At 72.8% G+C, this 19557-nt stretch carries 17 protein-coding genes; 11 read left to right on the top strand and 6 right to left on the bottom strand.

Going from position 1 to position 19557, the window contains the following annotated elements:
• The first annotated feature begins 108 nt into the window (after positions 1 to 108).
• The 7 genes from HP550_RS01470 to HP550_RS01440 are packed head-to-tail and all read left to right on the top strand — an operon-like array spanning position 109 to position 7510.
• Positions 109 to 1761, top strand: a complete 1653-nt coding sequence (locus HP550_RS01470; protein ID WP_175345827.1) for an ATP-binding cassette domain-containing protein — start codon at positions 109 to 111, stop codon at positions 1759 to 1761.
• Positions 1758 to 3047 carry an ABC transporter permease gene (locus HP550_RS01465; protein ID WP_425484409.1) on the top strand — a complete coding sequence of 430 codons (1290 nt, stop codon included), beginning with the start codon at positions 1758 to 1760 and terminating at the stop codon, positions 3045 to 3047. The genes HP550_RS01470 and HP550_RS01465 overlap by 4 nt, the downstream gene beginning before the upstream one ends.
• Positions 3044 to 4339: an ABC transporter permease gene (locus HP550_RS01460; RefSeq protein ID WP_175345826.1), complete on the top strand. Its 1296-nt coding sequence runs from the start codon at positions 3044 to 3046 to the stop codon at positions 4337 to 4339. Before HP550_RS01465 ends, HP550_RS01460 begins: the two co-directional genes overlap by 4 nt.
• Before the next feature lie 9 nt (positions 4340 to 4348).
• Positions 4349 to 4756: a cytidine deaminase gene (locus HP550_RS01455; RefSeq protein ID WP_175345825.1), complete on the top strand. Its 408-nt coding sequence runs from the start codon at positions 4349 to 4351 to the stop codon at positions 4754 to 4756.
• Positions 4753 to 6048: a thymidine phosphorylase gene (locus HP550_RS01450; protein WP_175345824.1), complete on the top strand. Its 1296-nt coding sequence runs from the start codon at positions 4753 to 4755 to the stop codon at positions 6046 to 6048. Before HP550_RS01455 ends, HP550_RS01450 begins: the two co-directional genes overlap by 4 nt.
• A gap of 38 nt (positions 6049 to 6086) precedes the next feature.
• The gene (locus HP550_RS01445) at positions 6087 to 6314 is read left to right on the top strand and encodes a hypothetical protein (RefSeq protein ID WP_175345823.1); all 228 of its coding nucleotides are present in this window, start codon (positions 6087 to 6089) and stop codon (positions 6312 to 6314) included.
• 38 nt (positions 6315 to 6352) lie between these two features.
• A complete protein-coding gene (locus tag HP550_RS01440) occupies positions 6353 to 7510 on the top strand; it encodes an adenosine deaminase (RefSeq protein WP_175345822.1) in 1158 nt (385 codons plus the stop codon).
• Between the two features lie 144 nt (positions 7511 to 7654).
• On the opposite strand, the gene HP550_RS01435 is transcribed toward HP550_RS01440, so the two are convergent.
• The 4 genes from HP550_RS01435 to HP550_RS01420 are packed head-to-tail and all read right to left on the bottom strand — an operon-like array spanning position 7655 to position 12003.
• Positions 7655 to 8515 (bottom strand): aldehyde dehydrogenase family protein, encoded by an 861-nt coding sequence (locus HP550_RS01435; protein ID WP_175345821.1) that lies wholly within the window; start codon positions 8513 to 8515, stop codon positions 7655 to 7657.
• Positions 8512 to 10005: an aldehyde dehydrogenase family protein gene (locus HP550_RS01430; RefSeq protein ID WP_175345820.1), complete on the bottom strand. Its 1494-nt coding sequence runs from the start codon at positions 10003 to 10005 to the stop codon at positions 8512 to 8514. The genes HP550_RS01435 and HP550_RS01430 overlap by 4 nt, the downstream gene beginning before the upstream one ends.
• A gap of 10 nt (positions 10006 to 10015) precedes the next feature.
• Positions 10016 to 11020: a deoxyribose-phosphate aldolase gene (gene deoC, locus HP550_RS01425; protein WP_175345819.1), complete on the bottom strand. Its 1005-nt coding sequence runs from the start codon at positions 11018 to 11020 to the stop codon at positions 10016 to 10018.
• A complete protein-coding gene (locus HP550_RS01420) occupies positions 11017 to 12003 on the bottom strand; it encodes a sugar-binding transcriptional regulator (RefSeq protein ID WP_175345818.1) in 987 nt (328 codons plus the stop codon). The genes deoC and HP550_RS01420 overlap by 4 nt, the downstream gene beginning before the upstream one ends.
• Positions 12004 to 12235: 232 nt before the next feature.
• Between HP550_RS01420 and HP550_RS01415 the strand changes: the two genes are divergently transcribed.
• The gene (locus HP550_RS01415; protein WP_175345817.1) at positions 12236 to 14545 is read left to right on the top strand and encodes a DUF6055 domain-containing protein; all 2310 of its coding nucleotides are present in this window, start codon (positions 12236 to 12238) and stop codon (positions 14543 to 14545) included.
• Between the two features lie 9 nt (positions 14546 to 14554).
• Here the strand turns inward: HP550_RS01415 and HP550_RS01410 are convergent, their stop codons facing one another.
• Positions 14555 to 16396 carry a phospho-sugar mutase gene (locus HP550_RS01410; RefSeq protein WP_175345816.1) on the bottom strand — a complete coding sequence of 614 codons (1842 nt, stop codon included), beginning with the start codon at positions 16394 to 16396 and terminating at the stop codon, positions 14555 to 14557.
• A 36-nt stretch (positions 16397 to 16432) separates the two neighbouring features.
• The gene (locus HP550_RS01405) at positions 16433 to 17272 is read right to left on the bottom strand and encodes a purine-nucleoside phosphorylase (protein WP_175345815.1); all 840 of its coding nucleotides are present in this window, start codon (positions 17270 to 17272) and stop codon (positions 16433 to 16435) included.
• A gap of 64 nt (positions 17273 to 17336) precedes the next feature.
• Here HP550_RS01405 and HP550_RS01400 point away from each other — a divergent pair, with 64 nt between their 5' ends.
• From HP550_RS01400 to HP550_RS01390, 3 genes are all read left to right on the top strand, one after another.
• Positions 17337 to 18788: an NAD(P)H-quinone dehydrogenase gene (locus HP550_RS01400; RefSeq protein ID WP_175345814.1), complete on the top strand. Its 1452-nt coding sequence runs from the start codon at positions 17337 to 17339 to the stop codon at positions 18786 to 18788.
• A 173-nt stretch (positions 18789 to 18961) separates the two neighbouring features.
• On the top strand, positions 18962 to 19216 hold the full coding sequence (locus HP550_RS01395; RefSeq protein WP_175345813.1) for a hypothetical protein: 255 nt from the start codon (positions 18962 to 18964) through the stop codon (positions 19214 to 19216).
• Positions 19213 to 19545, top strand: coding sequence for a type II toxin-antitoxin system PemK/MazF family toxin (locus HP550_RS01390; protein ID WP_175345812.1), 333 nt, complete (start codon positions 19213 to 19215; stop codon positions 19543 to 19545). Before HP550_RS01395 ends, HP550_RS01390 begins: the two co-directional genes overlap by 4 nt.
• The last annotated feature ends 12 nt before the right edge of the window (positions 19546 to 19557 follow it).

Raw genomic sequence — 19557 nt, 5'->3', positions numbered from 1 at the left:
ACGGACGACGGCCCGGGCCAGTGCCCGGGCCGTCGGCCTGTCCGGCGCACTCGCGCCACGCAGATGGATAGTGTCTGAGAACGCTCGTGACGTCGAAGGAGACCACCGGTGAAGCTGGAGCTGCAGGGCATCACCAAGACCTTCGGGCCGCTGGTCGCCAACGACCACATCGACCTCGTGGTCGAGCCCGGCGAGATCCACGCCCTGCTGGGCGAGAACGGCGCCGGCAAGAGCACGCTGATGAACGTGCTGTACGGCCTGTACGTCCCCGACGAGGGCAGGATCCTCGTCGACGACGCGCCCGTGACGTTCGCCGGGCCCGGGGACGCGATGGCCGCGGGCATCGGCATGGTGCACCAGCACTTCATGCTCGTCCCCGTCTTCACCGTCGCCGAGAACGTGGTGCTCGGTCACGAGCCCGTGCGCGGCGCAGGCCTGATCGACCTTCCCGAGGCGCGCCGCCGGGTCAAGGAGATCTCCGACCGGTTCGGGTTCCACGTCGACCCCGACGCGTACATCGAGGACCTGCCCGTCGGCGTCCAGCAGCGCGTGGAGATCATCAAGGCGCTCTCCCGCCAGGCCGAGGTCCTCATCCTCGACGAGCCCACCGCCGTGCTCACGCCGCAGGAGACCGACGAGCTGATCGGCATCATGCGCCAGCTCAAGGAGTCCGGGACCTCGATCGTCTTCATCACCCACAAGCTGCGCGAGGTGCGCGCGGTCGCGGACCGCATCACCGTCATCCGTCGCGGCAAGGTCGTCGGCACCGCCCAGCCGTCGTCGACGGAGACCGAGCTCGCCTCCATGATGGTCGGCCGCTCGGTGGACCTCGGCGTCGACCGCTCCGTCGCGGTGCCCGGTGAGGTCACCGTGCAGGTGCGCAACCTCACGGTGATCGACCAGGCGGGCGTGCGGCAGATCGACGACGTGTCGTTCGACGTCGCCCGCGGGGAGATCGTCGCGATCGCCGGCGTGCAGGGCAACGGGCAGACCGAGCTCACCGAGGTGGTGCTCGGGCTCCAGGCCCCCGTGGCCGGCTCCGTGACGCTGGACGGCGTCGAGCTGGTCGGCCGCTCGGTGCGCGACGTGCTCCACGCCGGCGTGGGCTTCGTCCCCGAGGACCGCTCGACCGACGGCGTGATCGCCGACTTCTCGATCGCCGAGAACCTGATCCTCGACCTGCACCGCTACGAGCCCTTCGCGCGCGGGGTCGCCCTGCGGCCGGCCGCGGTGCGCGAGAACGCCGAGAAGCGGATCGCGGAGTTCGATGTGCGGACGGGGTCCATCGACGCGCACGCGAGCACCCTGTCCGGCGGCAACCAGCAGAAGGTGGTGCTGGCGCGAGAGATGTCGCGGCCGCTGCGCCTGCTGATCGCCTCCCAGCCCACCCGTGGCCTGGACGTCGGCTCGATCGAGTTCGTGCACACGCGGATCGTCCAGGAGCGCGACAACGGCACCCCGGTGATCATCGTGTCGACGGAGCTGGACGAGGTCCTGGCGCTCGCCGACCGGATCCTGGTGATGTACCGCGGCCGCATCGTCGGCGACGTCCCCGGTGGGACGGACCGCGACGTGCTGGGCCTGATGATGGCCGGCGTGCCGCTGGACGACGCCGTGCGGCAGGCCGCCGAGCACCGCACGACGCTCGGCGTCGCCGACCTCGAGGCGGCCGCCCCGGGGGCGCCACCGGCACCGCCGGCCCCCCCGACAGCCCCGACTTCCCCGACAGCCCCGACGATGCCCGACCAGGAGGAGCTGTGAGCAGCCCGACGCCGGTCCCCCTGCCCGACGCGCAGGTGCCGCCCCCCGGGCAGACGGGCGTGGCCGAGCCGGCCGACAGGTCGGACGGCGGACGGCGGATCCTGCACGAGATGCTCACCAGCAGCTGGCTGGTCTCGGTGCTGGCGGTGGTGCTCGCGCTGATCCTCGGCGGGGTGCTCATCGCCGCCGCCGACACGGCGGTGCAGGCCGCGGCCGGCTACTTCTTCTCGCGCCCCGGCGACCTGCTGTCCGCGGCCTGGACCGCGGTCTCGGAGGCCTACGCGGCGCTCTTCGCGGGGGCCGTCTACGACCCGCGGGCCGAGGAGCTGTCCCGGGCGGTCCGGCCCTTCACCGAGACGCTGACGGTCGCGACCCCCCTGATCCTGGCCGGTCTCGGCCTGGGCATCGGCTTCCGCGCCGGGCTGTTCAACATCGGCGCCCAGGGCCAGATCATCCTCGGTGGAATCTTCGCCGGGTACATCGGGTTCACGTTCGACCTCCCCCCGGTGCTGCACCTGCTGCTCTGCGTCATCGGCGCCGCGCTCGGTGGCGCCCTGTGGGCAGGCATCGCCGGCGTGCTCAAGGCGCGCACGGGCGCGCACGAGGTCATCGTCACGATCATGCTCAACAACATCGCGGTGTACCTGGTCGCGTACCTGCTGAGCCTCAACGCGTTCCAGCGGCCCGGCAGCAACAACCCGGTGAGCCCGCCCATCCCGGACACGGCCGTCTACCCGTTGCTGCTGGGCAGCGGGTTCCGCCTGCACGCGGGCTTCCTGGTGGCCATCGCGGCCGCGGTGTTCGCGTGGTGGCTGATGGAGCGGTCGACCATCGGCTTCCGGTTCCGCGCGGTCGGGTCCAACCCGCACGCGGCTCGCACCGCGGGCATCTCGGTGAACGCGGCGTACGTCTGGGTCATGCTCACGGCCGGTGCGTTCGCGGGCCTCGCGGGGTCCGCGCAGGTGCTCGGCACCGAGCGGGTGCTCACCGCGGGCGTCGCGGCGAGCTACGGGTTCGACGCCATCACGGTCGCCCTGCTCGGCCGGTCCAAGCCGCTCGGCACGGTGCTCGCGGGCATCCTGTTCGGCGCGCTGCGCGCCGGCGGCGTGGTCATGCAGGCGCGCACCGGGACGCCCATCGACATCGTGCTCGTCGTGCAGTCGCTCATCGTCCTGTTCATCGCGGCCCCGCCGTTGGTGCGGTCGGTGTTCCGGCTCCCGTCGCCGGACACGCCACGCGCACCGAAGCCCGTCGTCCCCGTCACCGCGAAGGAGGTCACCGCATGAGCGCCCCCACGATCGACGCCCCGGCGTCGGCACGCCCCGCCTCCGCGCAGGTCCTGCCCCCGATCCGGTGGCACGCGCCGATCGCCTACGCAGCGGTCGCCCTGGTCGGGCTGGTCGTCTTCGGCCTGCTCGGTCCCAGCGGGGAGACCAGCACGTTCGGCATCTCCACGTCGCGTGACTTCATCCAGTTCACACCGTTCTCGGTGCCGTCCAAGCTCACGGCGATCGTCCTGTGCCTCGGGGCGCTGGCGCTCGCGGGTGTGTCCTTCTACGAGACCCGCCGGCGCGAGAAGGCCGGCGTCTGGCTGCCGATCACGTACGGCGTGCTCATGGTCTTCGCGTTCCTCGTCTGGGCGGTCGCCGGCAAGGACAGCGCGCTGCCGCTGACCGGCCTGCTCCAGGGCTCCCTGTTCCTGGCCATCCCGCTGGTCTTCGGTGCCCTCGCGGGTCTGCTGTGCGAGCGCTCGGGCATCATCAACATCGCCATCGAGGGTCAGCTGCTGGGCGGCGCGTTCCTCGCCGCAGTCGTCGCGACCCTGACCGGCAGCGCGTATGCGGGGCTCATCGCCGCGCCGGTCGCGGGCGCCCTCGTCGGGCTGCTGCTGGTGCTGTTCTCCATCAAGTACGTGGTCAACCAGATCATCGTCGGTGTCGTGCTGAACGTGCTGGTCATCGGCGTGACCAGCTACCTGTTCTCCACGGTGCTCAAGGCGAACCCGGACACCTGGAACAACCCCCCGGGCCTGCCGGTCATCAGCATCCCCGTGCTCTCGCAGATCCCGATCATCGGCCCTGTGCTGTTCCGGCAGACCGCGCTCGTCTACATCATGTACGTCGTCGTGATCGTGCTGCAGATCATGGTGTTCCGGTCCCGCTGGGGGCTGCGCCTGCGCTCGGTCGGCGAGCACCCGAAGGCCGCGGACACCGTCGGCATCAAGGTCAACCGCACGCGTCTGCGCTCGACCGTGCTGGGCGGGGCGGTGGCCGGTCTGGGTGGCGCGTTCTTCACGGTGGCCGCGGGGCTGGCGTTCGGCAAGGAGATGACCAACGGCAAGGGGTACATCGCGCTCGCCGCCATGATCCTGGGCCGCTGGAGCCCCAAGGGTGCGCTGGCGGCGGCCCTGCTGTTCGGGTTCGCCAACAACCTGCAGCTCCAGCTGAGCATCATCCAAACGCCGATCCCCAGCCAGATCATGCTGATGACGCCGTACATCGTGACGATCTTCGCCGTCGCGGGGCTGGTCGGACGCGTGCGCCCGCCGGCCGCCGAGGGCATCCCCTACACGAAGTGAAAAGCGGACATGAACAGCGAGTCACTCATTGATTGGGACGCCCTGCGCTCCGCCGCCACCGAGGTCATGCACAAGGCGTACGCGCCGTACTCGAACTTCCCCGTCGGCGCCGCTGCGCTGGTGGACGACGGCCGGGTGGTCGTCGGCTGCAACGTGGAGAACGCGTCGTACGGCGTGACGCTCTGCGCCGAGTGCGCGCTGGTCTCCGGCCTGCACGTCTCGGGCGGCGGACGGCTGGTGGCGTTCACGTGCGTGGACAAGCACGGGAACGTCCTGATGCCCTGCGGCCGGTGCCGGCAGCTGCTCTGGGAGCACGGCGGAGCCCGGCTGCTGGTGGAGACGACGCACGGCATCAAGCCGATGACCGAGGTGCTCCCGGACGCGTTCGGGCCCGCCGACCTGGAGGAACGGGCATGAGCACCGAGGCTTTCGACGCAGTCGACGTCATCGTCACCAAGCGCGACGGGCACCGGTTGAGCGACGCGCAGATCGACTGGGTCATCGACGCGTACACGCGCGGGGTGGTGGCCGAGGAGCAGATGTCGGCGCTGAACATGGCGATCCTGCTCAACGGCATGGACCGCGCCGAGATCGCCCGGTGGACGGCCGCGATGATCGCGAGCGGCGAGCGGATGGACTTCTCCGGGCTGTCGCGCCCGACCGCGGACAAGCACTCGACCGGCGGCGTGGGGGACAAGATCACGCTGCCGCTCGCGCCGCTCGTCGCGGTGTTCGGCGTCGCTGTGCCGCAGCTGTCGGGCCGCGGTCTGGGCCACACCGGCGGGACGCTGGACAAGCTGGAGTCCATCCCCGGCTGGCGGGCCGCGCTGAGCAACGAGGAGATGATGGCGCAGCTCGACGACGTCGGCGCCGTCATCTGCCAAGCCGGGTCCGGGCTCGCCCCCGCCGACCGCAAGCTGTACGCGCTGCGGGACGTCACGGGCACGGTCGAGGCCATCCCGCTGATCGCCAGCTCGATCATGAGCAAGAAGATCGCCGAGGGCACGGGTGCGCTCGTGCTCGACGTGAAGGTCGGCTCCGGCGCGTTCATGAAGGACGTCGCCCGCGCCCGCGAGCTGGCCCGCACGATGGTCGCGCTCGGCACGGACGCGGGCGTGAAGACCGTGGCGCTCCTCACCGACATGTCGACGCCGCTCGGGTTGACCGCGGGCAACGCCCTCGAGGTGCGCGAGTCGGTCGAGGTGCTGGCCGGCGGGGGACCCGCGGACGTCGTGGAGCTCACCGTGGCGCTGGCGCGCGAGATGCTCGACGCAGCGGGCCGCCCGGGTCAGGACGTCGTGGCCGCGCTGTCCGACGGTCGCGCGATGGACGCGTGGAAACGGATGATCGCGGCGCAGGGCGGCGACCCGGACGCGACGCTGCCCGTGGCCCGGGAGACCGAGCAGGTGCTGGCGGAGTCCGACGGGGTGCTGTTCGGGCTCGACGCGTACGCGGTGGGCATCGCTGCGTGGCGCCTCGGCGCGGGACGCGCGCGCAAGGAGGACCCGGTGCAGGCGGGCGCCGGCGTCGAGCTGCACGCGAAGCCCGGCGACGTCGTGCGAGCCGGTCAGCCGCTCATGACACTCCACACGGACACCCCCGAGCGGTTCGCCCGCGCGCGGGAGGCGCTCGACGGTGCGGTCGTCGTCGCGCCCGCGGGCACGGCCGTGGCGGCACGCTCCCTGGTGATCGACCGCATCGACGCCTGACCCTTCCGGGCGCGCGCCGACGGGAGCACGATGGGGTCATGAGCACCGTGCCCGGGAACGACTCGTGGCGGGACGCCGGCCTGGCCCCGGCGGACCTGGACGTGCCCCGCCGGCTCGGCGACGACGACGCGTCGGCCGACGACGCCGACCCCGAGGAGTACGAGCCGGAGTTCGCCCGGGCCGACCGGGACGGCCGCGCGGACGAGGCCGACGTCGTGGAGCAGGACACCGAGGTACCGACCGACGACGAGAGCGGCGACGCCTGAGCGGTGGTGAGGGCGGTCCGTCCCGGTACGGTGAGCGCATGACCTCCCCCTCCGAGCCCTCGGTGGCTGACGCCCCCAGCGACCCGCCCGAGGCCACCGACCCGGTTGCAGCCCTGGTCGCGCTGATCCCGACGTTGCCCAAGGTCGTCCTGCACGACCACCTCGACGGGGGCCTGCGGCCGGCGACGATCATCGAGCTCGCCGCCGAGATCGGCTACGAGCTGCCCGCGACGGACCCCGTCGAGCTGGGGCGCTGGTTCGTCGAGGCCGCCAGCTCCGGCACGCTGGAGCGGTACCTCGAGACGTTCGACCACACGGTCGCCGTCATGCAGACCGAGGACGGGCTGCGCCGGGTCGCGCGCGAGTCCGTGCTCGACCTGGCTGCCGACGGGGTCGTGTACGCCGAGCAGCGGTACGCGCCCGAGCAGCACCTCCAGAAGGGACTCTCGCTCCAGCAGGTGGTCGACGCCGTGCAGGCCGGGTTCGCCGAGGGGATCTCGGAGGCCGCGGCGCAGGGCCGCTCCATCCGGGTCGGCACCCTGATCACCGCCATGCGGCACGCGGACCGCGGGGACGAGATCGCGGCGCTCGCGCTGGAGAACCGGGACAACGGCGTGGTCGGCTTCGACATCGCCGGCGCCGAGGCGGGCTTCCCGCCCTCACGGCAGGCCGCCGCGTTCACGACGCTCGCGAACGCGGACTTCCCCGCGACCGTGCACGCGGGCGAGGCGGCCGGCGTCGAGTCGATCGCCGAGGCCGTGCACGTCGCGCACGCCTGCCGGATCGGTCACGGAGTCCGGCTGGTCGAGGACATCACCACCGACGGCCTGGGCGATCGCCTGGGCACGCTCGCGCACTGGGTGCGGGACCGGCGCATCCCGCTGGAGCTGTGCCCGTCGTCCAACGTGCAGACGGGAGCCGCGGAGTCCGTCGCCACCCACCCCGTCACACGGCTGCGGAACCTGGGCTTCGCCGTCACGGTCAACACCGACAACCGCCTGCAGTCCGGCACCTCGATGACCCGGGAGCTCACGCTCCTGGTCCAGGAGGCCGGCTGGGACCTGGTGGACCTGCGCGACGTGGCCGTCACCGCCGCGGCGCACTCGTTCCTGCACCACGACGAGCGGTCCGCCCTGATCGACCAGGTCATCCGGCCCGCGTACATGGCGGCCCGCGGCGGACGCCACCGCGCCTGACCTCCTCGCGGCGATGCCGCGAGCGCGCGAAAACAACCTTGCACGCGCTATAGAAGTCAAGAACGCGTGCAAGGTTGTTCTCGTCGGGCGTCGGGCGTCGGGCGTCGGGCGTCGGGCGTCGGGCGTCGGGCGTCGGGCGTCGGGCTAGATCAGGCCCTTCGTGTGCCAGACGGTCTTCGTCTCGACGAACGCCGTGATCCGGCCCAGAGTCGGCGCCGCTGCGTCCGAGCCGTTCTCCGGCGTGAGCACCCGCTTGAGGGTGTCAGCGGCCGCGATCTGGAGGTCGACCCAGTCGAGGGCGCCGGCGCCGACCAGGTCGAGCGCGTTGACGTCCTGGTGGCTGGCCAGCCAGGGCGCGATCTCTGCGGGCGACCCCGTGAGCACGTTGACGACGCCCTTGGGCACGTCGCTGGTCGCGAGCACCTCGGACAGGCTGATCGCCGACAGGGGGAGCCGCTCGGACGCCACCACCACGACCGTGTTCCCGGCGACCAGCGCGGGGGCCACCGCGGAGACCAGCCCGAGCAGGGACGAGTCCTGCGGCGCGATGATCGCGACGACGCCCGTGGGCTCCGGCACCGAGATGTTGAAGTACGGCCCGGCGACGGGGTTGGCGTTGCCGGCCACCTGCGCGTACTTGTCGGCCCAGCCGGCGTACCAGACCCAGCGGTCGATCGCAGCGTCCACCTGGGCGGTCGCGACGGCGGTGGAGACGCCCTCGGCATCGACGATCTCGGCGACGAACTGCGCGCGACGGCCCTCGAGGATCTCGGCCACGCGGTAGAGCACCTGGCCGCGGTTGTACGCGGTCGCACCCGACCAGCCGCCGAACGCGCCGCGGGCGGCGACCACGGCGTCCCGGGCGTCCTTGCGTGACGCCTTCGAGGCGTTGGCCAGGAACGCGCCCTTGGCGCTGACGATCTCGTACGTCCGACCGGACTCGCTGCGCGGGAACGCCCCGCCGATGTACAGCTTGTAGGTCTTGGGCACGGCGAGGCGGGTCACTTGGCGGCTCCCTTGGTGACGGACTTGCGCGTGGGTTCGAGGGCTGCGGCGGGCGCGGCGGTCTTCAGGTAGGAGGCGATGCCGTGGCGGCCGCCCTCGCGTCCGTAGCCGGACTCCTTGTAGCCACCGAACGGGCTCGCCGGGTCGAACCGGTTGAAGGTGTTCGCCCAGATGACCCCGGCGCGGAGCTTGTCGGCGACGGCCAGGATCCGGCTGCCCTTGTCGGACCAGATGCCGGCGGACAGGCCGAACGGGGTGTTGTTCGCCTTGGCGATCGCCTCTGCCGGGGTGCGGAACGTGAGCACCGACAGGACGGGCCCGAAGACCTCCTCCTGGGCGATCCGGTGGCTGGTCGAGACGTTGGTGAAGATGGTCGGCGCGAACCAGAACCCGTTCTCCGGGATGGTGCACTCGGCCGTCCAGCGCTCGGCGCCCTCGGCCTCGCCGATGTCGCTCAGCGCCCGGATGCGGTCCAGCTGCGCGGAGCTGTTGATCGCGCCGATGTCGGTGTTCTTGTCCAGCGGGTCACCCAGGCGCAGGGTGGACAGGCGGGACTTCAGCCGGTCGACGACCTCGTCGTGGATGGACTCCTGCACCAGCAGCCGGCTGCCCGCGCAGCAGACGTGACCCTGGTTGAAGAAGATGCCGTTGACGATCCCCTCGATGGCCTGGTCGATGGGGGCGTCGTCGAACACGATGTTCGCCGCCTTGCCGCCCAGCTCCAGCGTCACCTTCTTGTGCGTCCCGGCGACGGACTTCGCGATCGCCCGGCCGACGGGCGTGGACCCGGTGAACGCGACCGCGTCCACGTCGTCGTGCCCGACCAGCGCGACGCCCGTGGCACCCGCGCCCGTGATGATGTTGACGACGCCCGGCGGCAGGTCGGCCTGCTGCACGATCTCCGCGAACAGCAGCGCGGTCAGGGACGTGGTCTCCGCCGGCTTCAGCACGACGGTGTTGCCGGCGGCCAGCGCGGGGGCGATCTTCCACGCGAGCATGAGCAGCGGGAAGTTCCACGGGATGACCTGGGCGGCGACGCCGAGCGACGCGGGGTTGGCGCCGAGGCCGGCGTGGTCGAGCTTGTCGGCCCAGCCCGCGTAGTAGAAGAACCAGGCCGCCACGAGCGGCACGTCGACGTCGCGGCTCTCCTTGATCGGCTTGCCGTTGTCGAGGCTCTCGGCCACGGCCAGCTCGCGGCTGCGCTCCTGGACCAGGCGCGCGATGCGGAACAGGTACTTGCCGCGGTCTGCGCCGGACATCCGCGACCAGGTGCGGTCGTAGGCGCGACGGGCCGCGGCGACGGCGGCGTCGACGTCCGCGCCGTCCGCGGTGGAGATCGTCGTGAGGTGCTTCTCGGTGGCCGGCGAGATGGAGGCGAACGGCGTGCCGTGGCCCTCGCGGAACTCGCCGTCGATGAACAAGCCGTACTCGCTGCGCAGGTTCAGGATCGCCTGCGACTCAGGGGCCGGGGCGTACTCGAGGAATGACATCAGGGGCCCTTCAGTCGATCGTCACATAGTCGGGACCGGAGTAGTGGCCGGTCGTCATCTTCTGCCGCTGCATCAGCACGTCGTTGAGCAGGCTCGAGGCGCCGAACCGGAACAGGTGCGGGGTCAGCCACTCCTCGCCGACGGTCTCGGCGACGGTCACCAGGTACTTGATCGCGTCCTTGGAGGTGCGGATGCCGCCGGCGGGCTTGACGCCCACCTTGTCGCCGCTGAGCCGGTACCAGTCGCGCACGACCTCGAGCATCAGCAGGGTCACGGGCAGCGTGGCCGCCGGGGCGACCTTGCCGGTCGACGTCTTGATGAAGTCGCCGCCCGCGAGGATCCCCAGCCACGACGCCCTGCGGACGTTGTCGTAGGTGTTCAGCTCGCCGGTCTCGAGGATGATCTTGAGGTGCGCGTAGGTCCCGTCCGCGCGGCGGCAGGCTTCCTTCACGGCGATGATCTCGTCGTACACCTGGCCGTACCGGCCCGCGAGGAACGCACCGCGGTCGATGACCATGTCGATCTCGTCGGCACCCGCGGCGACCGCGTCGGCGGTGTCCTCGAGCTTGATCGACCGCGACGCGCGCCCGCTCGGGAACGCCGTCGCCACCGCGGCCACGGCGATCCTGCCCTGGTCCGGGTCGCCGTGCGCGGAGCCCAGCGCCTGCACCGCGTGACCGACCATGTCGCCGTACACGCACACGGCCGCGACGCGGGGGCAGCCGGGGTCGGCCGGGTCCGGGGTGACCGCCTTGGCCACCAGCGAGCGCACCTTGCCCGGGGTGTCGGCCCCCTCGAGGGTGGTCAGGTCGATCAGCCCGATGATCCGGTCCAGCGCCCACGCCTTGGAGGTCGTCTTGATGGAGCGGGTACCGAGCCCGGCGGCGCGCTGCTCCAGGCCGACGGCGTCGACCCCCGGGATGCCGTGCAGGTAGCGCCGCAGGTTGGCGTCGTTCGCTTCACCGCCCAGGAGCGCGATCGCGCGCTCCCCGGGGACGATCTGGGTGCCTGTCATGCTGTGCCTCGCTGTCCTTCGCTGTCCTGGACGGGTGGGTGGTGCTCGATGAGGTGCACGGCCGTCTCCTCGTCGGTGACGAGCACGGTGCACAGGCCGCTGCCGACGACCGCGCTCGCGACCGCGTGCTTGGCCGCCCCCGCGATCACCGCGATGCTGAGCCGCGCCGCGCGCAGGCTCTCGAGGGACAGTCCGACGGTCCGCTCGTCGAGCCCGGGATCCACGATGGCACCGGCGGCGTCGATGTACCTGCCGACGACGTCGCCGACGGCACCCCGACGGACGAGCCCGGACACGTCCTCGGCGGTGAGGTAGCCGCTGTCGACGAGCACCGAGCCCGCGTCGGCCGCCCCCGCGCTGAACAGGTAGGCGTCGGCCCCCGCGGCGAGGTCCAGCACGGCCGAGACGGCACGGTCGGACTCGATGGCCTGCTTGGTCTCCAGCCGCTCCAGGATCGCCGGGCTGGGCAGCAGGGTGGCGTGCCCACCGGCCTTCTGCGCGATGCTGACCGCGGTGGAGGCGGCGGTGCCGGCGCGCCGGTTCAGGCTCACGCCTCCGTTGATCTGCACGACGTCGACGTCGCGGGCCCAGCCGTCCCGCAGGTGCAGGGCGACGTCGTCCAGGGTCCGACCCCAGCTGATGCCGAGGGTGCGCGGGACCGGGCGCAGGGCTGTGAGGTAGTCGGCTGCCGCCTGGGCGACCCGCGACTGGAGCTCGTCCGGGTCGTCGACCCCGGTCGCGGAGATGACGACGGCGTCGGTGAGGCCGCAGGTCTCGCGCAGCCGGCGCTCGAGGGGCAGCCGGCGCGCGCGCGGGTGCACGATCTCGATGCGGATGAAGCCGTTCGCCTTGGCCTGCGCGAGCAGTCGCCCGACCTTCCAGCGGGTGAGCGTGAGGATCGACCCGATCTCGTCCTGGGTCTTGTCCTCCTCGTAGTACAGCTCGGCCGCGCGGATCGACAGCAGCTCGTCCGACTCGATCATCCCGTTCCTCTCACGTCGACCCAGGGTAGGCACGGCCGCCGCGCGCCGCAACACTCGTTGCATTCTTTGCTCATATGAGCAGGCGCCGGCCTCGACCGGCAGAATCACCCGATCGGGACTTCTGCCCCCAATTGACTCGACCGGGGCGGTCGGCGACAGTGGGGCGGCCGTGCGGCGGGCCCGAGTCCTCGGGAGCGCGCCCGGCGTGCGCCGGGCGAGGGGACGAGCGGGGATGGGGCGATGGGGACGCGGCGGCATCGTCGCCGTCGTGGTCCTGGTCGCCCTGCTGGCGGGCCTCGGCGTGGGGGCGACCGTCCAGCACCTCCGCTCCGACAAGACCGTCGTCGTGCCGACCGCCTGGACTCAGTCGTGGAAGAAGGCGCACGTCCGCGAGGGCCAGGACGTGGTGCTCGCCTGGGGTGACCGGGCCGGGCCCGACCCCTCGACGGCGCCGGCGGAGCTGCGGTTCGACGCAGCGCGGGCCGTCGCCCAGCTGGACGCGCTGTACGCGCTCGACGTGTTCGACCTGGGGGTCGTGGACGCCGACGGGGCGATCGCCCGGCACAAGATCGTCGTGGTCGTCGACGGGACCTGGTCCGACGGGCCTGGCGCGCCCACGGAGGTCGTCGTCGTCCCCACGGTCGGCGGGCTCTCGCAGCCCGAGCGCGGGGTCACCGGGTCGGTGACCGAGGGCGTCGGGCTGTTGCGGGTGGACGTAGCGGCGCTGACCGCGCGGGGACACCGGTCCGCGACGTCGCCCGCCACCGCCGACCCCGCGGTCGCCGGCGGCTCGGAGTTCGACCCGTCGTGGGAGCTGGCGCGGGGCTTCGCCGAGGTGGTGCAGGGCTTCGCCTCGCTGGACGCACCCGGTCGGGGGTTCGCGTCCGACGACGCCGCGACGTTCTGGTCGGCCAGCGCGGCCTACCTGGCCACCGTGGCCGCCCCCGGCGGGATCGGCGACCCCGCCGACCTGGTGCGCAGCCCGCAGCTGCACTGGGCGAGCCCGCGCCTGGGAGACGGCGGCTGGCTGCTGCTCCAGTACCTCGCGGAGCGCGACGGCGAGCGGCTGCTGGGGAGCATGTGGCGCGAGGCGCAGGAGGGCGAGGACCCGCTGAGCACCTACAAGCGGCTCACCGGCCTCACGCAGGCGGACCTGAACCGGCGGATCGCCGAGTACGCGCTGCGGACCGTCACGTGGGACTTCACGGACCGGTCCGCGATCGCCGCCGCGGTCGACGCACTCGACCCCGTCCTGCTCGCGGACCGGACCACCCCGGTCGAGACGGTCGAGGGCGACCCGGGGCACTACCGCGTGCTCGACGGGTTCGCCCCGTCCGACTACGGCTTCACGATCGTCCGCCTCCAGCCCGACGCAGGGGTCCGTGACCTCCACCTGCGGCTGCGCGGCCACACCGACGCCGCGGACGCCGGCCTGAGCTTCGGGTTCGTCGTCCTGCGCAACGGCGTGCCCCGGTACAGCCCGGTCACGGAGAGCCTCGACCAGGAGGTCCAGCTGACGCTGCGCTCGGGGGAGCAGGAGGTGTACCTGGTCGTCGTCGGCACCCCGACGCAGAACCACGCGCACGGCTCCACCGCCGGGTTCGGCGAGGTCGCCCGGTACCCGTACGAGTTCCGGTTGTCCGGCGCGCGCGTGGTCGAGGACGCCGCGAGGGCCGTGACGCCCGGCGGTCACCGCCACGCCAACGGCGGCGGCTGGGTGGACGACACCGCGACGGTCGACCCCACCGCCTTCGTCGGCCCGGACGCCGTGGTCCGGGGGGACGCGCAGGTGCTGGGCACCGCGCGGATCGAGGGCCGCGCCTGGGTCGAGGCGGGCGCTGTCGTCGAGGGCAGCGCTGTCGTGCGCGACGTCGCGCTCGTCCGCTCGACTGCACGCCTCGGCGGCACCGTGCTCGTGGCGGGCGACGCGGTCGTCAGTTTCACCTGCGCCTCGGGGACGTACACGACCTTCGATCCCGCCCGCTGGTGCGACGGCCGGACGAGCCTGGCGGACGTGAACGCGACCTCGGTGCCCTTCTCGGCGGCCGACCTGGTGCTCAGCAACGCACCCGAGCCCACCGCCACCCCCACCCCGGACCCGACGCCGACGCCGACGCCGACACCCACCCCGAGCAGGACCCCGCCGGCGCCGACGCCGGAGCCGACCAAGGCGCCGAGCCCCACGGAGGGCGGCGTCGAACCGCCGGAACCGATGCCGGCGAGCGCGTGCACGGCGGTCTACACGGTCACCAACCACTGGACCTCGGAGGGCCAGAACTGGTTCCAGGGGCAGGTCGTCGTCACCGCGGGCAGCACCGGTGTGGAGGGCTGGGCGGTGACCTGGGCGCTCCCGGCCGGTGAGCAGATCACGACCGTCTGGAACGCCCGCCTGGGCACCAGCGGCTCCCAGGTGACCGCGGAGAACATGAGCTACAACGGTTCCCTGCGGGACGGCGACTCGGCGACGTTCGGCTTCCAGGGCACCGCACCCGGGGACGCGGGCCTCCAGGTGCCCCCGGTCAGCTGCACCCGGACCCGCTGACCCGAGCTCCTAGATCCCCAGCGCGGTCCGCACGTCCGCGGCCACGGCGTCCAGCCGGGAGCGCGCCTCCGTGCGGGCGTGACCGACGGCCTTGTGGTCCGCCGCGGGGTCCAGCGGGAGCACGACCTCCAGGTAGCACTTGACCTTGGGCTCGGTCCCGCTCGGGCGGACGATGACGCGCGTCCCGTCGGCGGTGAGCAGGCGCAGCCCCTCGGTGGGCGGCAGGCCGTCCCGGTCGTCCTCGGTCCCGGTCGCGAGGTCGACCACCTCGGTGACACGGGATCCACCCAGCTTCGTGGGGGGCCGGCTGCGCAGCCGCTGCACGGTCGCGCCGATCTGCGACAGGTCGGCGAAGCGCGCGGACACCTGGTCGGTCAGGTGCAGGCCGTGCTCGCGGGCCAGGTCGTCCAGCGCGTCCGTGATCGAGCGGCCCTCCGCCTTCAGGCGTGCCGCGAGCCCCGCGACGAGCACCGCCGCCGAGATGCCGTCCTTGTCGCGCACGTGCGCCGGGTCCACGCAGTAGCCCAGCGCCTCCTCGTACCCGAACACCAGGTTGTCGACGCGGGAGATCCACTTGAACCCCGTCAGAGTCTGGGAGTAGCCGAAGCCCGCGGCGCGCGCGATCTTGCCGAGCAGGCGCGACGAGACGATCGAGCTGGCGAAGGCCGACCCGTTGGGGTGCGGCGCGGACGCGAGGCGTGCCCCGAGCAGGGACCCCGTCTCGTCGCCGTGCAGGATGCGCCAGCCCTCTGCCTCCGCGGTGTCCGGACCGCGGAAGGACCGGTGGCGCAGGTCCTGGACGCAGACGCCGCAGCGGTCCGCGTCGGGGTCGAGGGCGATCACCAGGTCGGCGCCCTCGTCGCTGGCCAGGCCGATCGCGAGGTCGATGGCGCCGGGCTCCTCGGGGTTCGGGAACGCGATGCTCGGGAAGTCGCCGTCCGGCTCCGCCTGCTCGGGCACCACCAGCACGTCGGCGAACCCCGCCTCGGCGAGCACCCGCTGGGCGACCGCGCCGCCGACGCCGTGCAGCGGGGTCAGGACGATGCGGAGCTTCTTCGCGGCCGCGCGCGTGGCGTCGTCGGTGGGTGCCAGCGCGACGACGGAGGCGACGTACGCGTCGAGCACCTCGGGGCCGAGGACCGTCCAGCCGCTCGCGGCACGTGGCACCGAGGCCACGGACGGCACGTGCGCGATCTCGGCGGCGATGGCGGCGTCGGCCGGGGGCACGATCTGCGCGCCCTGCCCGGAGTCGGTGACCACGCGGCCGCCCAGGTAGACCTTGTAGCCGTTGTCCTGGGGCGGGTTGTGGGACGCGGTCACCATGATCCCGGCGTCGGCGCCCAGGTGGCGGACGGCGAACGCGAGCACCGGGGTGGGCAGCGCCGACGGCAGGACGAGCACCTCGATGCCCACCGCGGTGAGCACCGCCGCCGAGTCGCGCGCGAAGTCGACGGACTTGTGCCGGGCGTCGTACCCGATCACCACGCGCGGGCGAGGGCTGACACCGTCGAGCTCGCCCAGCAGGTAGTCGGCGAGCCCGGACGCGGCCCGGATGACGACCGCGCGGTTCATCCGGTGCGGACCGCCGCCGAGCCGCCCGCGCAGCCCCGCGGTGCCGAACTGGAGCAGTCCGGTGAACCGGTCCGCCAGCTCGTCGCGGGCAGCCGAGCGTGCGTCGAGCGCCTGGCGCTGCGTGGGGTCGGGCTCGTGCCCGGGCGCGAGCGCCGGGGGTGCGGAGCGGGCCAGGTCGAGCAGGCCGCGCAGCTCGTCAGCCGTCTGGGGATCGGGGTCGTCGTCGATCCAGGTCTGTACCCGCGCCTCGAGGCCTGCCCATGCGTCGTCGCCGGTCATGGGCCCAACGTACTCAAGCCGCCGGGCCCCCTGCACCTAGAGGCGACGGACGATCTGCGCGAGCAGGTCGCTGATCCGCGGACCGGCCGCCCGGCCGGCCTCGAGGACCTCGGCGTGCGACAGCGGCTCCGGGCTGATGCCGGCCGCGAGGTTGGTCACCAGCGAGATGCCGAGCACCTCGAGGCCGGCATGCCGCGCGGCGATGGCCTCCAGCGTCGTCGACATGCCCACCAGGTCGCCGCCGATCGTCCCGGCCATCCGCACCTCGGCCGGGGTCTCGTAGTGCGGCCCGCGGAACTGCACGTAGACGCCCTCGTCCAGCGAGGCGTCGACCTCCCGGGCGACCGCGCGCAGCCGTGCGCTGTACAGGTCCGTGAGGTCGACGAACGTCGCGCCCTCCAGCGGGGAGGTGGCCGTGAGGTTGAGGTGGTCGCTGATGAGCACCGGGGTGCCGGGACCCCACGCCGGGTTGAGCCCGCCGCAGCCGTTGGTGAGGACCACGGTCGACGCACCCGTCGCAGCCGCGGTGCGCACCCCGTGCACGACCCTGCGGACGCCCCGGCCCTCGTACAGGTGGGTGCGCGAGCCGAGCACCAGGGCGTGCCGGTCGGTGCCTTCGATCCGGATGGACCGGATGGTGCCCACGTGCCCGACGACGGCCGGTGCGGCGAACCCCGGCACCTCGTGGCTGGGCAGCTCCGCGACCGTCTCGCCCAGCAGCTCGGCCGCGCCGCCCCAGCCCGAACCCAGCACGAGTGCGACGTGGTGGCGTTCGACGCCGGTGGCCTGCGCGATGTACGCGGCTGCGGCGCGGGCCACGTCGGACGGGTCCGTCGCCGGGTCGTCGAGGTCGGGGGCCGGTGTGACGTCGCTCATGGTCGAAGGCTAACGCCCACCGTCCGCCTGGCCGCTCGCCGCCGGACCGGCAGAATGGGTGACCGTGAGCACCCCCGCGCAGCATCCCGCAGCCAACCGCGTCGTCATCCTCGGCGGCGGACCCGGAGGCTACGAGGCGGCCCTCGTCGGGCGTCGGCTCGGCGCGGACGTCACGGTGGTCGAGGCGGCCGGGATGGGCGGCGCCGCCGTGCTGACCGACGTGGTCCCGTCCAAGACCCTCATCGCCACCGCCGAGTGGATGACGATCGCGGACCGCGCCCCGGAGCTGGGCATCCGGCTCGACGGCACGCTGCTGTCCGGTGCGGTCGGCGGCACGCTCGAGCAGCTGCGGCACCGCATCGACCTCGCGGCCGTGAACACGCGGGTCAAGGCGCTCGCGGCCGCGCAGTCCGCCGACATCCGGGCCCGCCTGGAGCGCGAGGGCGTGCGCATCGTGATCGGGCACGGCCACCTCGACGGTCCGTCGAAGGTCGTCGTGACCACCCCGCAGGGCGTCGACGACCTCACGCTCGACGCCGACGTCGTGCTCGTCTCCACCGGGGCCACCCCGCGCACCCTCGACGAGGCCCGGCCCGACGGCGAGCGGATCCTCACCTGGACCCAGCTGTACGACCTGAACGTGCTGCCGAAGCGTCTCATCGTCGTCGGGTCGGGCGTCACGGGGGCCGAGTTCGCCGGGGCGTACACCTCGCTCGGCGCGGACGTGGTCCTCGTGTCCAGCCGCGACCGGGTGCTCCCCGGTGAGGACGCCGACGCCGCCCAGCTGCTCGAGGACGTGTTCAAGACGCGTGGCATGACGGTGATGTCCCGGTCGCGTGCCGCGGGGGCCCGCCGGACCGCCGACGGCGTCGAGGTGACCCTGTCCGACGGCCGCGTGATCGAAGGCTCGCACGTGCTGTTCGCGGTCGGCTCCATCCCGACCAGCGCGGGCCTCGGCCTGGAGGAGGCGGGGGTGCGGCTCACCCCGTCCGGGCACATCGAGGTGGACAAGGTCTCCCGCACCAACGTGCGCGGCATCTACGCCGCCGGCGACGTGACCGGGGTGCTGCCGCTCGCGTCGGTCGCGGCCATGCAGGGCCGGCTCGCCATGGCGCACGCGCTGGGCGACGCGGTGAAGCCCCTGTCGCTGCGGGGGGTGTCCGCGAACATCTTCACGTCGCCCGAGATCGCCACGGTGGGCTCGTCGGAGGCGCGGCTCCAGGAGCAGGGCGTCAAGTACTCGGTGAGCATGCTGCCGCTGGCCCGCAATCCTCGCGCCAAGATGCTGGGCGTGCGCGACGGGTTCATCAAGATCTTCGCCCACGGCGCCACCGGGACCGTGCTCGGCGCCGTGGTGGTCGGACCCCGCGCCAGCGAGTCGATCTACCCGCTGACGCTCGCCGTGACGCACCACCTGACCACGGACCAGCTGGCCGAGACGGCGACGGTCTACCCGTCGATGTCGGGCACGATCGCCGAGGTGGCGCGCGTCCTGCACCACCGCGCGGAGGACTGACCCGGAGCGCCGCGGAGGGTGGGGGTCGCGGAGCGGCACGCGCCCGTAGTGGAGCGCAGGGTCGGTCCGACCATGGACTCTGGGACTGACCCGGAGCGCCGTGGAGGGTGGGGGTCGCGGAGCGGCACGCGCCCGTAGTGGCCCGCAGGTATCCCTGGCGGTATACTTGCAGTATGACTGTGATGACCACCATCAAGGTCCCCAAGGATCTCCGCGATCGGCTGTCGCGGCTCGCGGAGCAGGAGCGTACGACCCTCGCGGGGGCGCTGACGGCTGCGCTCGACCAGGTGGAGGAGCAGCAGTTCTGGCAGCAGGTGCGGCGCGCGAACGCCGAGTCGGCGAACGTGGTCGACGCCGGCGCCGCGACGATGCGGCAGAACGTCGCCGACAGCGCCGACGACGCCATCAGCGCGGCCGGCGACTGGTGAGGCGCGGCGACATCTACCTCGCGGACCTCGGGCAGCCCGTCGGGCACGAGCAGGGTGGCACGCGGCCGGTGCTGGTGCTCAGCGCGCAGCCGTGGCTGGACTCGAACCCGCCGGTCGTCACGGTCGTTCCGATCACGAGGACACCGTGGGATTCACCGACCCGGATCGAGATCGAGCCGGGCAGCTCGGGCTTGAAGGCGACGAGCTACGCCAGGTGCGAGGACGGCGGCGCGATCTCGCCGCGGCGCCTGACGACCCGCTTCGGCTCGGCCGAGCCGCTCGTCGTCCTCGCGGTCGAGCAAGCGGTCCACAGGCTCCTCGGACTCTGAACGGAAGCGATC

It is taken from the genome of Cellulomonas humilata (assembly GCF_013359775.1).
Classification (GTDB): domain Bacteria; phylum Actinomycetota; class Actinomycetes; order Actinomycetales; family Cellulomonadaceae; genus Cellulomonas; species Cellulomonas humilata.
The sequence above is the reverse complement of the archived record's forward strand: the minus strand, read 5'-3'. Positions and strand labels throughout refer to the sequence as shown.